14 protein-coding genes are annotated in these 14,995 nt (G+C 41.2%); 9 read left to right on the top strand and 5 right to left on the bottom strand.

The annotated features are described in order from the left end of the window. Positions 1 to 225: 225 nt before the first annotated feature. On the top strand, positions 226 to 1,071 hold the full coding sequence (locus tag FN809_RS09645) for a DUF3108 domain-containing protein (protein WP_142533311.1): 846 nt from the start codon (positions 226 to 228) through the stop codon (positions 1,069 to 1,071). A gap of 130 nt (positions 1,072 to 1,201) precedes the next feature. Here FN809_RS09645 and lpdA read toward each other — a convergent pair whose 3' ends face one another. Beyond that, positions 1,202 to 2,593, bottom strand: coding sequence for a dihydrolipoyl dehydrogenase (gene lpdA, locus FN809_RS09640; RefSeq protein WP_142533310.1), 1,392 nt, complete (start codon positions 2,591 to 2,593; stop codon positions 1,202 to 1,204). 367 nt (positions 2,594 to 2,960) lie between these two features. Between lpdA and FN809_RS09635 the strand changes: the two genes are divergently transcribed. From FN809_RS09635 to FN809_RS09625, 3 genes are read left to right on the top strand one after another with little or no spacing between them, the layout of a single operon-like run. Next, positions 2,961 to 4,037 (top strand): DUF1573 domain-containing protein, encoded by a 1,077-nt coding sequence (locus FN809_RS09635; protein WP_142533309.1) that lies wholly within the window; start codon positions 2,961 to 2,963, stop codon positions 4,035 to 4,037. Between the two features lie 39 nt (positions 4,038 to 4,076). Next, a complete protein-coding gene (gene meaB / locus FN809_RS09630; RefSeq protein WP_142533308.1) occupies positions 4,077 to 5,192 on the top strand; it encodes a methylmalonyl Co-A mutase-associated GTPase MeaB in 1,116 nt (371 codons plus the stop codon). Positions 5,193 to 5,198: 6 nt separating this feature from the next. Further along, a complete protein-coding gene (locus FN809_RS09625; protein WP_142533307.1) occupies positions 5,199 to 6,296 on the top strand; it encodes a TlpA disulfide reductase family protein in 1,098 nt (365 codons plus the stop codon). A 119-nt stretch (positions 6,297 to 6,415) separates the two neighbouring features. Here the strand turns inward: FN809_RS09625 and FN809_RS09620 are convergent, their stop codons facing one another. Together FN809_RS09620 and FN809_RS09615 are read right to left on the bottom strand one after the other, a co-directional pair. Further along, entirely contained in the window at positions 6,416 to 7,342 is a 927-nt protein-coding gene (locus FN809_RS09620; RefSeq protein WP_142533306.1) for a cation diffusion facilitator family transporter, read from the bottom strand. 197 nt (positions 7,343 to 7,539) lie between these two features. Next, positions 7,540 to 9,129 carry a LamG-like jellyroll fold domain-containing protein gene (locus tag FN809_RS09615; protein WP_185957522.1) on the bottom strand — a complete coding sequence of 530 codons (1,590 nt, stop codon included), beginning with the start codon at positions 9,127 to 9,129 and terminating at the stop codon, positions 7,540 to 7,542. A 215-nt stretch (positions 9,130 to 9,344) separates the two neighbouring features. Here FN809_RS09615 and FN809_RS09610 point away from each other — a divergent pair, with 215 nt between their 5' ends. Beyond that, the gene (locus tag FN809_RS09610; RefSeq protein ID WP_142533304.1) at positions 9,345 to 10,358 is read left to right on the top strand and encodes an SRPBCC family protein; all 1,014 of its coding nucleotides are present in this window, start codon (positions 9,345 to 9,347) and stop codon (positions 10,356 to 10,358) included. A 46-nt stretch (positions 10,359 to 10,404) separates the two neighbouring features. Then, positions 10,405 to 11,067 carry a ferredoxin--NADP reductase gene (locus FN809_RS09605; RefSeq protein WP_142533303.1) on the top strand — a complete coding sequence of 221 codons (663 nt, stop codon included), beginning with the start codon at positions 10,405 to 10,407 and terminating at the stop codon, positions 11,065 to 11,067. 9 nt (positions 11,068 to 11,076) lie between these two features. On the opposite strand, the gene FN809_RS09600 is transcribed toward FN809_RS09605, so the two are convergent. Further along, positions 11,077 to 11,478 carry an acyl-CoA thioesterase gene (locus tag FN809_RS09600; RefSeq protein WP_185957521.1) on the bottom strand — a complete coding sequence of 134 codons (402 nt, stop codon included), beginning with the start codon at positions 11,476 to 11,478 and terminating at the stop codon, positions 11,077 to 11,079. Between the two features lie 109 nt (positions 11,479 to 11,587). On the opposite strand from FN809_RS09600, the gene rlmN reads away from it, so the two are divergent. The 3 genes from rlmN to FN809_RS09585 all read left to right on the top strand — a co-directional run bounded on the left by rlmN (position 11,588) and on the right by FN809_RS09585 (position 13,949). Further along, positions 11,588 to 12,631 (top strand): 23S rRNA (adenine(2503)-C(2))-methyltransferase RlmN, encoded by a 1,044-nt coding sequence (gene rlmN, locus FN809_RS09595; RefSeq protein ID WP_142533301.1) that lies wholly within the window; start codon positions 11,588 to 11,590, stop codon positions 12,629 to 12,631. Positions 12,632 to 12,703: 72 nt separating this feature from the next. Then, positions 12,704 to 13,024 (top strand): single-stranded DNA-binding protein, encoded by a 321-nt coding sequence (locus FN809_RS09590; protein ID WP_142533300.1) that lies wholly within the window; start codon positions 12,704 to 12,706, stop codon positions 13,022 to 13,024. Positions 13,025 to 13,127: 103 nt separating this feature from the next. Further along, on the top strand, positions 13,128 to 13,949 hold the full coding sequence (locus tag FN809_RS09585) for a hypothetical protein (RefSeq protein ID WP_142533299.1): 822 nt from the start codon (positions 13,128 to 13,130) through the stop codon (positions 13,947 to 13,949). On the opposite strand, the gene FN809_RS09580 is transcribed toward FN809_RS09585, so the two are convergent. After that, positions 13,941 to 14,966: a glycosyltransferase gene (locus FN809_RS09580; protein WP_185957520.1), complete on the bottom strand. Its 1,026-nt coding sequence runs from the start codon at positions 14,964 to 14,966 to the stop codon at positions 13,941 to 13,943. The genes FN809_RS09585 and FN809_RS09580 overlap by 9 nt on opposite strands. Positions 14,967 to 14,995: the final 29 nt, after the last annotated feature.

The following is a 14,995-nucleotide window of genomic DNA, read 5'->3' as shown; positions in this document are numbered from 1 at the left end:
CATTGAAGAGTAACAAGCTGAATCCTATGATTTCCTTAGGCTTTTAAAATAGCTTAACCACTATTTTAGGCGGGGATGTTGTGTAGTAAGTGTACCTCTAAAGAGGTAAAGCATGATTATGCGGTATGTAATGTAAACCGGACGCTCCATAGTTCTCGTTATTTACTTAGTAACAACTTTGTGTCGGAACTGAAGAATTAATAAGTAGGATTATTTTATAACTAGATGAGAAATTGGAAATGTGTAGTTTATAAACAAGGTTATATGGTGATATGGGCCATTTTGCTTGGTGTTTTGCCGTTTTCGGTCAAGGGGCAGTGCGAAGTGAAAAACTACACTTTTAAGGCGGGCGAAACGGTTACTTACCATGCTTATTACAATTGGCATTTTATATGGCTCAATGCAGGTATTGTTCACTTCTCGGTACAGAACAAAACCTATAACGAACGGGATGCCTGGTTTTTATCGGCTTATGGCAGAACCTACAAGGGCTACGATAAATTTATGAAAGTGCGCGATACTTTTGAGGTGTTTGTGGATAAGGAGCAGTTCGCCCCCTTGTATTTTAATCGGGTAACCAATGAAGGAAGTACCAAAGCCCACCATAAATATTGGTTCAATCACGACAGTCGGACCATTAAAACCCAAATAAAAAAAGATGACTCCTCAATTTTTAAGGAGGGAACAATTGCACTTGAAGATTGCACAGCCGATTTACTTTCGATGGTGTACAAGGCCCGGAACATTAATTATAGCACTTATAAAGTCAACGAAAAAATACCCATCACAATGATTGTTGACGGTAAAATTCACCATTTATTTATTCGTTATCTGGGTAAAGAGATCATCAAAAACCGCGACGGTAGGAAGTTTCGATGCTTAAAATTTTCACCGCTTCTGGTGCCCGGAACCATCTTTAAGTCGGGCGAAGATATGGTTGTTTGGGTAAGTGACGACAATGCCAGGGTTCCTATCATTGTAGAGGCCAAAGTGCTTATTGGTTCGGTTAAGGCCGTTTTTGTGGATGCCGTGGGGCTGCGTAATCCGATAGAGGCCGAAGTGTTAGACTGAAAAATGGGATTATCCAAAATAAAAAATCAGGGTTGCACGTAGGTGCAAAACCCTGATTAAATGATGGGCCGACTGCTGTTTTTGTATTGTGTCTGCAGCTATATCTCCAATTTTGTCCGCCTTATAAACTTTAGATATGAATCACCTCGCCGTAGGCTGCAGCCGCTGCTTCCATAATGGCTTCCGATATGGTGGGGTGGGGATGTATCGATTTAATTAATTCGTGTCCGGTGATTTCTAATTTACGGGCTACAACCAATTCGGCCACCATCTCCGTTACGTTTGCCCCAATTAAATGCGCACCCAACAGCTCGCCATATTTGGCATCGAAGAGTAATTTCACAAAGCCATCTTTGTGTCCGGCAGCACTTGCCTTGCCTGAAGCCGAGAAGGGAAACTTGCCGATTTTGAGCTCGTAGCCGGCCTCTTTGGCTGCCGCTTCCGTCATGCCAACCGAGGCCACTTCGGGCGATGTATAGGTACAACCCGGTATGTTGTTATAATCAATGGGCTGGGGGTTTTGTCCTGCTATTTTTTCCACACAGGTAATGGCCTCTGCCGAAGCAACATGGGCAAGTGCCTGACCGGGAACAATATCGCCAATAGCATAAACACCTTCTACCGAAGTGCGATAAAATTCGTCTACCTTTATTTTGCCTTTTTCCACTTCAACCCCTACTTCTTCCAGTCCTATGCCTTCCAGGTTGGGTGCAATGCCCACTGCCGAAAGCACAATGTCCGCCTCAAGGGTTTCTTCTCCTTTTTTAGTTTTAATAATAGCTTTTACCTTGTTGCCACCGGTATCCACGCTAAGCACTTCTGAAGATACCATCACGTTAATGTTGGCCTTTTTAAAAGAGCGTGCCAATTGTTTCGAAACTTCCTCATCTTCCAAGGGTACAATATTGGGCAAGTACTCTACCAGGGTAACTTTTGTGCCAATGGAACTGTAAAAATAAGCAAACTCACTTCCAATGGCGCCTGAACCTACCACAATCATTGATTCAGGTTGTTTTTTAAGGGTTAATGCCTTACGGTAACCTATCACTTTTTCACCATCCTGGGGAAGGTTGGGCAGCTCGCGGCTACGGGCACCGGTTGCCAGCATGATGTGTTTGGCAGAAACATTTTCGGTGCTTCCATCTTCTTTTTTAACTTCAACGGTTTGCTTGTCTTTGAGCTTACCGGTTCCATTAATAATATCTATTTTATTTTTTTTAAACAAAAACTGGATGCCCTTACTCATGCCATCCGCCACATCGCGACTGCGTTTTACCATGGCTTCAAAATCGGCTTTGGATTCACCTTCTATTTTAATTCCGTACTCTTCGGCATGTTTAATGTATTCAAAAACAGCCGCGCTTTTAAGTAGCGATTTGGTTGGAATACACCCCCAATTTAAACAAACACCGCCCAGTTCTGCTTTTTCTACTACGGCTACCTTTAATCCTAATTGCGAAGCGCGTATGGCTCCAACATAGCCCCCCGGGCCACTTCCTATAACTACTAAATCGTATTGCATATCGTTTTAAATATATAGTTGCGTAAAAATTTACTTATTTTTTATTTATAACAACGATACTTGAACAATGTACGTCCAAAAAGGTTGTCGCTTGGTGAAAAATGTAATTGGAATTATAAAGTAATAGATTAAAAATTGCCTAACAAAAAATAAAGGTATGATTTTATGCGAATTTTCGGATAAAGAAACTTTTTTATATAGTTTACGTTTAAAGGCAGTGTTTAATACAGTAAACTGCTTTTGGACTAACTACATATGGCGTTAAATTGATGTTAAATCATATTGAACCGGCTCGTGCGCTTCATATGTTTTGCTAAATTTGTCGCAAAATGATACAAAAATAGAACTTTCAAAAATATTAAGTAAGATGAAGAAAATTATTTTATTCACGTTTGCAATGCTTTGGGCAACAGTTTCTTGGGGGCAGCACACCAAACCCTCCTTTTCGTTTGCAGAAACAATTTTCGATTTTGGCGCGATAAAAGAAGAAGCAGGAAAAGTTTCGCATTCCTTTACATTCACCAATACGGGCAGTCTGCCTTTGGTAATTCATAATGTGAGGGCTTCATGTGGATGCACATCGCCCGAGTGGAGCAAAAAACCTATTGTGCCCGGTGGCAAGGGCTTTGTAAAGGTAACCTTTGATCCGGCAAACCGTCCGGGAAATTTTAATAAAACCATTACCGTTACCGCCAATACCGAAAATGCCAACACGGTGCTGCGTATTACCGGAAATGTGAGTCCACGGCCTAAAACGCTTAAAGATTTATACCCGCGCAGCGTGGGACCTTTGCGCTTTAAAAGCACCCACATTAGTTTTACGCGCATCGGACCAAAAGAAAGCAAAAGCGAAGAGGTTGATTTGGTTAACACTTCGGACAAACCGGTGTCAATCGACTTTGAAAGGGTGCCAAAGCACCTGGCCATACAAGCGCAGCCAAAAACTTTAAAGCCGGGCGAAAAGGGTAAGATAACGGCTATCTACGATGCTTCGGCCAAAAATGATTGGGGCTTTGTTTACGATCAGATTTTCTTAAAACTGGACGGTGAGGTCAACTACAAAAACCGATTGAGTGTAAATGCCAATATTCAGGAGGATTTTGCCAGTTGGAGTAAAGAAGAAAAAGACAAGGCAGCAAAAGTCAGCATCGACAATAAAGTTTTTAACTTTGGTGAAATTAGTCAAGGCGAAAAGGCTACCCATACCTATTCTATCGTCAATGAAGGGAAGTCGAACTTAATTATCCGGAAAGTAAAGGCATCATGTGGCTGTACGGCTATCAAGCCGGATAAAACCGTTATTGCACCCGGCGAAAAAACAGCAATAACAGCAGAATTTAATTCGGCAGGCAGAACAGGCCGACAAAATAAATCGATAACCGTTATCACTAACGATCCTTTGCAAAGTAATATATTGTTGAGGATTCAAGGTACGGTTAAGTAAATTAAATTTGTAAATTCGCATAAAAATTTACAAGAAGCAATGCGTAATAAAAACCATCATCATATCGAAAACGATCAAAACTTTAAAAATTTAAAAGTCAACAAAGGTATTTCCCACTCGGAAACGGTAAATGAGGCTGCAGCTCAACGTTTTTTGAAAAAAAGTAGAAAGATGCCGGGCATAGATGCTTTTTTTGAGGGAATCAGGAAGGGTGATATTACCTTGTTGAGCCAGGCGGTTACTCTGGTTGAGAGTTCGCTCCCCGAACATCAGCGCATAGCACAACAAATAATTGAGCGGTGTTTGCCCTATTCAGGTAAATCTATACGCCTGGGTATTACGGGTGTTCCGGGTGCAGGAAAAAGTACCACTATTGAAGCATTGGGAATGCATATTATTAGGCAGGGGGGTAAGCTGGCTGTATTGGCCATTGACCCCAGCAGCGAAAGATCCAAAGGAAGTATTTTGGGCGATAAAACACGAATGGAAGAGCTGTCGGCCGAAAAAAATGCCTACATACGTCCTTCACCTTCGGCGGGTTCCTTGGGAGGAGTGGCACGTAAAACACGCGAAACCATTATCCTTTGCGAAGCAGCCGGGTTCGATACCATCTTTATTGAAACAGTGGGAGTGGGCCAATCGGAAACAGCGGTGCATTCCATGGTCGATTTCTTTTTATTGATTATGCTATCCGGAGCCGGCGATGAGCTGCAGGGAATTAAACGGGGTATTATGGAAATGGCCGATGCCATAGCTATTAATAAAGCCGACGGTGACAACGTGGAACGCGCCAAGCTGGCCAAAAGGCAATATACAAATGCTTTGCACTTATTTCCTCCAACAAAATCGGGCTGGGTTCCACAGGTAAGCACCTGTTCGGCGCTGAATAAAACCGGTATCCCGCAAATTTGGGACATGGTGAACGAGTATGTTAAAAAAACACAGGCAAATGGCTATTTCGCACATCGTAGAAATGAGCAATCGCAATACTGGATGTTTGAATCGATAAACGAAAACTTAAAATCAAACTTCTACAACAATCCCCAAATAGCAAACCTTACTCAAACGTATAAACAAAAAGTGCTGAATGAGGAAATGAGTTCCTTTACGGCAGCAAACGAATTATTAAACAAGTACTTTAAAACAATTAAATAACAAAAGATGAAAAAATTATTATGGATGGCGCTTGTTGCCATTACTTTTGCAGCGTGCCAGCCATCAACCTTTACCATCAATGGAACCGTTGAAGGAATAACAGATGGAAAAGCAGTATTAAACAAACTAACAGAAGGGCGACCCGTAGCCATAGATACGGCTGAAATAGTTGAAGGAAAATTTACTTTTACAGGTTCGGTAGATGAGCCACAGTTGTACCTTATTTTTATTGATAATAATCGTAACCCCATTGTGTTTTTCGGCGAGAATGCGAAGATGAATATTGTGGTTAACCCTGAAAAAATGCAGGAAGCCGTTGTAACAGGATCTACTATCAATGATATTTATTCTTCGTTTGTGAAAAATGTTCCGGGACAAGCGCGATTGGAGCAGATAAATCAAGAGTACCAAAAAGCAAGTGGTACGGGCGACGAAGTAAAAGTGGAAGCACTACGCGAAGAGGTGTCGGAGTTGATGGAAGAGCAGAAAGCGTATTTTCTTGATTTTATCAAAAATAACACGGATAATGTGGTGGGTGCACACATGGCCTTGCAGGCTATGAGCGAATTTGAGATGAGCGAGTTTGAAGAGCTTGTAGCTGAGTTTGAGGCAAGTATTGGTGATAGTAAATATGTTACCGACCTTAAAAACGCTTTGGAACCGATGCGACAAGCAGCGGAGGCCGAAAAAGCGACCAGCATTGGGGCCAGTGCTCCTGATTTCACTTTAGAGTCCGTTGAGGGTAATGACGTAGCTTTATCGTCGCTGCAAGGAAAATATTTATTGGTAGATTTTTGGGCTTCGTGGTGTGGGCCTTGCCGTCAGGAAAATCCTAACGTGGTAAAAGCTTATAAGAAATATGCCGACAAAGGCTTTGATGTACTTGGCGTATCGTTGGATCGTGACTCTGCAGCCTGGAGAAAAGCCATAGTGGATGACGGATTGACCTGGACTCAGGTAATAGATGGCGATGGTTCTGTTGCCAACACTTATGGGGTAACGGGTATTCCTTTTACATTGCTGTTAGATAAAGAAGGTAATATTATAGCAAAAAACCTTCGCGGCAAGCAGCTCGAAGAAAGATTAGCCGAGCTATTGAATTAAAAGCATAAAATCATTAACAAAAAAAGGCGTCCCGGGATGCCTTTTTTTGTTTTCCCCAAAATAAGGAATAGTGTTTTCTACTCTTTCTCCATGCGGTGAGTTGGTGGGGCTTTTCTTATTTACCCATTCGCAATCAGTGATTTATCATCGCACACACGAAACTCAGGCTGTAAGGTGGAATGGTGGATGTTGAAATCGTGTTCTAATATTTCCCTTATCTCATTCAACACTTTATCTACCTCGGATATTTTTAAATCGTCGGCACAATCAACATGCGCTTCAAAGTGTATTTCGTGGTCGGTGAGTTGCCATACGTGCACATGATGGATATTCTTTACTCCCGTCACCTTACCAATTCTTTCTGTAATCTTATCCAAATCAATACCTTTGGGCGTAAATTGCATCAATACCCGAAGGGCTCCAACCACGAGGCTCCAGCTGGATACAATTAAATAAACGGCAATGCCCACAGATAAAAGGCTGTCGACCCAAAACCAGGCAAAACGGCTCATTAAATATCCCCCTATCAAAACCGCAATGGATGTAAGCATATCTGAAAATAGATGCAAATAGGCAGCTCTCATGTTCATGCTGTTTTTGGCATCTTTTTGTATCAGTAGTACGCTTAAACCATTGGCCACAATGCTAAGGCCGGCCAGCCACATTACTAATTCTCCGCCCACTTCCACACTTTTGGAGGTGAAGAGGCGTTCGGCAGCTTCAATAATTAAATAAAGCGATATACCCAAAAGAGTGGATGCATTGATAAATGCTGCCAGTATTTCGGCACGCTTATAACCGAAGGATTGTTTTTGGGTGGGTTTCCTCCTGGCCAACCTGTTCGCCACATAGCTGAGTCCCAATGCCATTACATCCGATAGGTTATGCAAAGCATCCGTCATCAGGGAAAGGCTATGGCTAAATATAGCGCCAACGACTTGTGCAACTGTTATGAGCACATTTAGTAAAATGGCCAAAAATAAATTCTTCCCTTTTAATTCCGGATGATGGTGTCCGTGATGTGAGTGCTCATGTGTGTGTCCCATGTTTTTTTTAGAACAAAAATAGCCATTTTACTACAATTGAGTCAGGGAATCATCAAATTATCATGCTGCTGTTATAATTAATTGTAGGACAGATCTTTATAAACCCGGAAAGATGGTGGCTTAAAAAATCGCCCCCCCTATGGGTAACTCTATAAGCCTTGTAGTTACGTGAACGCTCTATCTTTAAAAAATAATGCTTACTGCAAACCAAAAGTTACCATTACCGCCGCATGGTCAGATGGAAAGAGTGGGGTTGATGTACTGTCGATAATTATCGCTTCAATGGCTTTGAGGTGCTTGCCCTTATAAAATATAAAATCGATTCTATCGTTATAATCCTCTTTGAATATGGGCGAAAAGGTGTTGCCAGGTTGCTGAGAGGGGTCAGGCCATATGTGCCGATAAGCATCTGTAAAACCGGCCTGTTCCATTTTTAAGGTGGCCGGAAATGGAACTACTTTGTTGTATTTGTTGGCTTTGTTTTCTTCCGTCCAATCTAAATGGGAGCCGCTGTTAAAGTCACCCGCCAAAATTAATGAGCTGGAGTTTAATTCATTACTGAGTTTACTTATTTCGCTCAAAATAAAGGTAGCTTCGTTTGCTCGGGTGGCATTTTCAATAAGCAGGATAGTGTCGGAGCTTATTTCTTCGTTCATTAGCAGCCCTTTGATGTTGGGCTTAAAACTGAGCCAAACCGGACATACCACTATTTTTTGATCTTCGCTAATCAACACTTCTACACCACCGGCATTGATGGGTTTGTAAATATTATAACTTTTTCCAAGGGGGTAACGGCTCAATAAACATAAATTGAGGCTGCGTCGATAAAAATAGTAATCCAGGACATCGGCGAGATATTCCCCCGAACCAAACTCCTCCTGAAGAGCCACGATATCGGCACCGTTGTTTTTTATACATTGGGCAATTCTGTCCAGACCCACTTTTTTGCCTTGTTGCTTGCCTCCATTCCAAATATTCCATGTCATTACCTTTATTGTTTCGCCCGACTTGGGGTTGGAGCTCAATCGTTCTTTTTTAACAAAACGGAAAGCATCGGCAAAATGATGGTCACTTAGGCGTTGCGACCAAATACCTACCTCGTCTATCATTCCGTTAAAGGTGTCCTTGGTATAATCTATCGATCCGGGGTTGCAACCGATATACAAATTGTAATCGGCATCGAAACTTTGGATATCGTTCAGATTGAGTACGCCCACGAGCTTTCCGTCGAAATAGCAACGGGCTACCTGCTCACTTTTATCCATCATAAACCCGAGTTGATGCCATTTGTTGTCGTTTATTTTTTGACGAACAGGTGTTGCGGTATATTTTTGATTCTGATAGCCGTCTGAGACCTCCAGTTGCCACGACCCCGATATTGTTTTAGAGATAATCCATCCTCTTTCCGATTCGATTCCCAAACTTTTGTTTCCGATAATACCATAGCTTTCATGGTCGCTGGATTCCATTTTTACCCACACCATTACCGAAAACGCACTCTGTTCTCCCGGAATAAACTTACCTTTTGTTTCAAGAACCAAAGGTTTACGATAAAACGAAGTGATATCAAGGTTTAAACAGGAATCTATAACACCTGTAGCATATGACATTTTTTGGTTCCCGTACACTTTAAAGGGCTCTATGCCGGATGACACGTTGTTGCCGTTAAAGTTAAAGTACAGCAAGGGAACCGATGGTAACCTGGGCACAGGCTCAAACAAGGTACATGACGACAATAATAGCATACAAGCCAGTAAATGAGATGCTATTTTGAAAGATAAATTCATGATTTGCAGAATGTGTGGTTTATGATTGTTTATCGTGCAAACCGAGTATAAGGTTACACAATTTACCATTGTTTTTGACAAAATAAAATAGTACCACCCTGTTTGGGCATGCAATTTTTTTATCTGTAAAGATAAAAAATTGAGCAATTAATGTTTTTTGCTTAAATTGAGGCAACATTATTTCAGTATCGTATAGACACTAAAAATTTTATGTCATGAAAAAAGTGCTCATCATTATTGCCATTGTTTTAGCCGTTGTCGTAGGATCTGCCGCCATATGGCTGTGGACACTGGAAGGGGCTTATGATGTAAAACGATCTATTACGGTCAATAAAGCCAATGCCGATGTTTTTTATCTGGTGCAGGATTTTAATGAATGGACTTCCTGGTCGCCCTGGTTGTGCATGGAGCCTGATGCCAAGGTGATAATTACGGGTAAGGGAAACAAGGTAAACGACCAGTACACATGGTCGGGCGAATTGGTTGGCGAAGGAACCATAACGCATTTAAAAGTTGAACCGGGCAAAAGCATTGAGCAGGATATCACTTTTATTGAACCTATGGAGTCAAGTGCTTTTGTTTATTGGGAGTTTAATAGTGTAAACGATTCTACCACCAGCGTAACCTGGGGCATGAAAGGTGAAATGCCGTTCTTTTTTCGATTTATGACCAAAATGATGGAACCCTTAATTGGTATGGACTACGAGCGTGGCCTAAAGATGTTGAAAGAACTCGCCGAAAAGGGATATGTGGCTTCAAAGGTCGAGATAATAGGTATTGTAGATGCACCGGCGATCAAATATATGGGGCAAAAGGTAACTTGTACCACGGATGAGGTGAGCTCCACAATGAAAGCAACTTTTTACGACCTTAGCAACTACGCAACGGATAAGGCGCTGGAACATAAAAGTGCTTTGACGATATATCACGAATTCGATTTTATATATGGTAATGTAGAATACACGGCAGCGATTCCGTTTAATGACGAAATACAGGTGGAAGCGCCATATTATGTTGCAGATATACCTACGTGCAAAGCCCTTAAAATTAGGTTTTTGGGCGATTACGAACACATAGGCAATGCCTGGGCAACCGGCATGAGTTACACCCGTACGCATAAAATAAAAGAGAACAAAAGCATTGCGCCTTATGAGCTTTATCTAAACAGCCCCGTGGAGGAACCGGATGCCCGAAAATGGGTAACAGAGCTGTATATGCCTGTCGAATAGCTTAAACAAATAATGTATAATCGTGTTTGATTTGAAAACATGATTCATGTCCCGAAAAAGAAAAGAACTGTTCCCGCATAAAATAACATCGGTTACCGAAATTTTACCCGGATATTTTACTATTGAGTTTCAACGCAGGTTTGATTTTATCCCCGGACAGGTGGTTGCCATATCGCTTAACCTTGAAGATGAGCCAAGGCTTTACAGTATTGCCAGTGATAACAAACAAGATACCATGCGTATTTTATTCGATGTACTCCCCCAGGGCCTGCTGACCCCGCCTTTGTCGAAGATGAAACCCGGGGATGAATTGCTGGTGTCCGCTCCTTTCGGCAGGTTTACACCTTCAGATAAAGAGGAATGGTGGATTGCCACAGGTACAGGTATTGCCCCTTTTGTGTCGATGGTAGAATCGGGTTTAGAACTTCCCCGGCAACTTTTGCACGGCTCGCGTACTTTGTCTCATTTTTTGTTCCAGGATATTTTTCAGGAACGTCTGGGCGAAAGGTACCTGAGATTTTGTACCAAGGAGCAAGCTAAGGGTATAGTAGAAGGAAGGCTGACCAGTTGGCTAAGAGAACAAACAGAACTGCCTTGTCAGGTGAATTACTTCCTTTGCGGCAGCCCCGAAATGGTGGTGGAGGTGCGTGATATTATCCTGAGTAAAGGGGTGGCATATGAGCATATTATGGCCGAGATATATTTCTGATTGGTCCGCCTACGAAGTACCATTAACATATGTATCGATAAACACTTTTGGGATAGCCACAGGGCGGTTTTTGGCTTCGTTAATCATTGCAAGCCATGTTTTACCCACAGCGTAAATTTCGCCGTTTTTCTGATTTTTAAAAGTATAGGTAACGGTAAACTCTACGGCACGTGTTAGCTCGAACACCATTTCGCAAACAACCTTATCGCCCAGATGCATTGGTTGATAATATCTGCATGTAGCCTCTGTTACAACAAAAGTAAGCCCATGTTTTTTGCACCGTAAAAACTCATCCATCAATAGCTCGGTACGGGCATTTTCCATGTAAGTAAAATAAACGGAGTTGTTAACGTGCTGGTTCATATCAATATCGAAAAAACGAATATCAATAGCTTGAAGAAATTTTTTCATAGCAATAAAATTAATATTAAGATTTTCAGCTGTTTGGATTAAAACCAAAATTAAAAGAAATATTACCTTTGCTACTATAAAAACTAGCATTATTTGCAAATTGAAGAATATGGGAAAAGAAGCATTGTTCGGAAAAACCTTGAGTGAGTTGCAGGGGATATGTAAAGAATTGGGCTTTCCGGGTTTTACGGCAAAGCAAATGGCCGATTGGCTGTATAAAAAAAAGATAAACGGCATTGATGATATGTTGAATATATCGAAAAAAAACCGTGATATCCTTAACGAAAAATATAAGGTGGGATTAATTGCCTACGATAAAGTACAGGAATCTGTAGATGGAACAAAAAAATATCTTTTCCGCTCCGGAAATAATCAGTTTGTAGAAGCGGCTTACATCCCTTCCGAAAACCGCAAGACACTATGCGTAAGCTCGCAGGTAGGCTGTAAAATGGCCTGCCTTTTTTGCATGACGGGGAAGCAGGGATTTCAAAAAAACCTGACGGCGGGCGAAATAGTAAACCAAATGGTTAGCATTGATGAAAAAGATGAACTGACCAATGTGGTTTATATGGGAATGGGTGAGCCAATGGACAATATTGAGCAAGTGCTCAAGAGTCTTGAAATTATCACTTCTGACTGGGGTTTTGCCTGGAGTCCGCGCCGGATCAATGTTTCTACCATTGGAGTGGCACCTGCCTTACGTCGCTTTATTGAAGAAAGTGACTGTCATTTGGCCATTAGTATGCACAGTCCGTACAATAATCAGCGCAAAGAGCTGATGCCCATCGAAAATGTTTATCCCATAGAGCTAATCATCGATATATTGAAAGAATACGATTTTGGACGGCAACGGAGAATATCCTTTGAATACATTATGTTTGAGGGGGTGAATGATACAGCGGAACATGCCAAAGCATTGGTTCGATTGGTCAGTGGGCTCAGGTCAAGGGTTAACCTAATTAAGTTTCACCCTATACCTGATACACCTTTAAAAGGTTCATCTCAACAAACTATGGAGGCATTTAAAGATGTACTTGAAAAAAAGGGAGTGATTGCTACCATCCGTAAATCAAGAGGCGAGGATATTTATGCAGCATGTGGCTTGTTGAGTACCAGGAACATGGTGCAAAAGAATGAGGAGAAGGATTATTAAAAAATACGCCTATTGACATTCTGTTTGTTTTTATGTACATTGTACATATGTTAAACAAACAAATGTCTTGATATGTTAAAAATAATCTTAAGTGGAAATGTGGGCAACGATGCCACTGTTACCGAAACGGCCAAAGGAAAAGTCATCAATTTTGATGTGGCTGTATCTAAAAACTACAAAAACGCCAAAGGCGAAAAGGTGGAGAGAACCGAATGGGTACGCGCTGCCATCTGGCGCAGTAAAGATTCGGATACCAAGTTTGCCGATTACATTAAAAAAGGTAAAAAAATGCTCATCGAAGGCGAACCGCACAGCTCAGCTTACAAAAATAAAGAGGGTGAAATTCAATCTTCGTTGGAGGTTACCGTAAAAGAATTTGAGTTTTTGAGTTAATTCCTTTAATCATCAACCACCACTAACTTATTGCATATAAAGCCGGCGTTTATGGTCGGTTTTTTTATTTTTGTATTTTGTTGAAATGTAAAAGAATATGACAATGCATATACAAGTAAATAATAATATTAATTGGTTAACGGTGAGTGTCTTATTGTTGTTGCTTGCCGCCTGTGGCCCTTCAGCAGAGCAAATAGCCAAAGAGAAATTCGACAGAGCCCAAAAGCTTTTTACACGGGAGTTGCACAACGACGCTAAATTGGTGCTGGACTCCATTATAGAACAAACGCCAAATGAAATTGAATACGTGACCCGAGCCGAAGATTTGTTACGCACCATAAAAATTGGCGAGCAGGAGCGCAACCTGGCTTTTTTTGATAGTGCTTTGGTGAAAAAGGAGGAAGAGTTGAAGGTGCTGATGAAAAATTTTACCGTAAGCAAGGATTATGGCCCAAAAGAAATACTTATACATAAGCGCCAGAGACCGCAAAATTCATATAGCAGAACCTACCTGCGTGCACATTTGAATATGGATGGCGATTTTTATATTTCGAGCCGTTATGTGGGTAATAAATATATTTACCACAATAAAATAAAAGTGTATAATCAAGGACAGTCGGTTACCAGTAGTGAAGTGCAGGAAGATGGTTTTGATAACAGAAAGTTTGAGGATCAGGGCACTTATTGGGAAGTGGTGAATTATAAGCATGGGGCCGATAATGGCATCATTGATTTTATAGCCCAAAACGTTGATAAACCATTAAAAGTGCACTTTATGGGTAAGGGAAATTATTATATTGTAATGGAGAAGTTTGATAAAGAAGCGATTAGTGATGGATATGAAATGGCATTTGTTTTAAAAGATATTGCAAAAATTAAAACGGAAATAGCAAATGTAAAGCAAGAGTTGAATAGGTTAAAGTAGATAAATAATCTGGTTAATTTTTCGATTTTTCCAGGTGTTATTGCCAAAGAAAGCCCACAACACAGAAGCAATAATATAAAGGGGGTAAATAAATGCAATACCCAAGTAGCTGCCCGTATTCAATTTCATTTTAAAAAAATAAGCACCGCGTTTTATAAGGTGGTAATCCAGGGTGATTTTTATAATGTACAAAGCGAGCAGGCCAAAGCTTAACGGAATGTACAATAAGAATAACAAAGGTAAGGCCAATATAAACAGATTAACCAACAGTACGGTCCAGGCCACCAGTAAGGTAAAGTTATCGGTATAACCCTTGCTTTTGGATGCCCAGCGCGCACGCTGCTGTAAAAAAGCCGACAGTTTTGGTTCGGGATAGGTTTGTACAATGGCATGGTGAGAATTGACAAAAGCTATGTTTTTTTTATGCGCCTTACAATATTGCAATAAAAAAATGTCATCCCCACTGGCCCATTCTTCTTTTAAAGATGATTGAGCCGCTAACCATAAGTCTTTGTAAACTGCTAAATTGGCACCATTGCACATGATAGGGCGGCTGGCACCGATGGCTCCGGCAGCGGATGTTACAAGACTTAAGAAGTCGAAGGCTTGAAAGTATTCAAAGAAATTGGTGGGTTTTGTAAGGCGCACCGGACCAACCAACAGTAGGGCAGAGGAAGAATTAAAATAATGGGCCATATTAGCCAGCCAGTTTTGTGGGTGTATACAATCGGCATCCGTAAAAACAAGGTAATCGAAACGCGAAGCTGCCACGCCATTGGCAAGCGCAGCCTTTTTACCCCACCCTTTATTTTTTAGCACTGTAAAAGTCGGCAAATCGGCCGTTAGCTTATTGGCCAATGCAAAGGAGTTGTCTGTACTATGGTCGTCAATCAGCACAACCTCAAAACTAACGTTCTGCTGCTTTTTTAATCCTTCTATGAGCTTGGTAAGGTGGGCTTCCTCGTTTCGGAATGCTATTACACACGAAAGGCTGGTTTTTTCGGTAGAAGGTGACAATTCAATTTTTTTTAATTTTTTCCACCCTT

This window comes from Saccharicrinis carchari, assembly GCF_900182605.1.
In the GTDB taxonomy this organism is placed as follows: Bacteria; Bacteroidota; Bacteroidia; order Bacteroidales; family Marinilabiliaceae; genus Saccharicrinis; species Saccharicrinis carchari.
The sequence above is the reverse complement of the archived record's forward strand: the minus strand, read 5'-3'. Positions and strand labels throughout refer to the sequence as shown.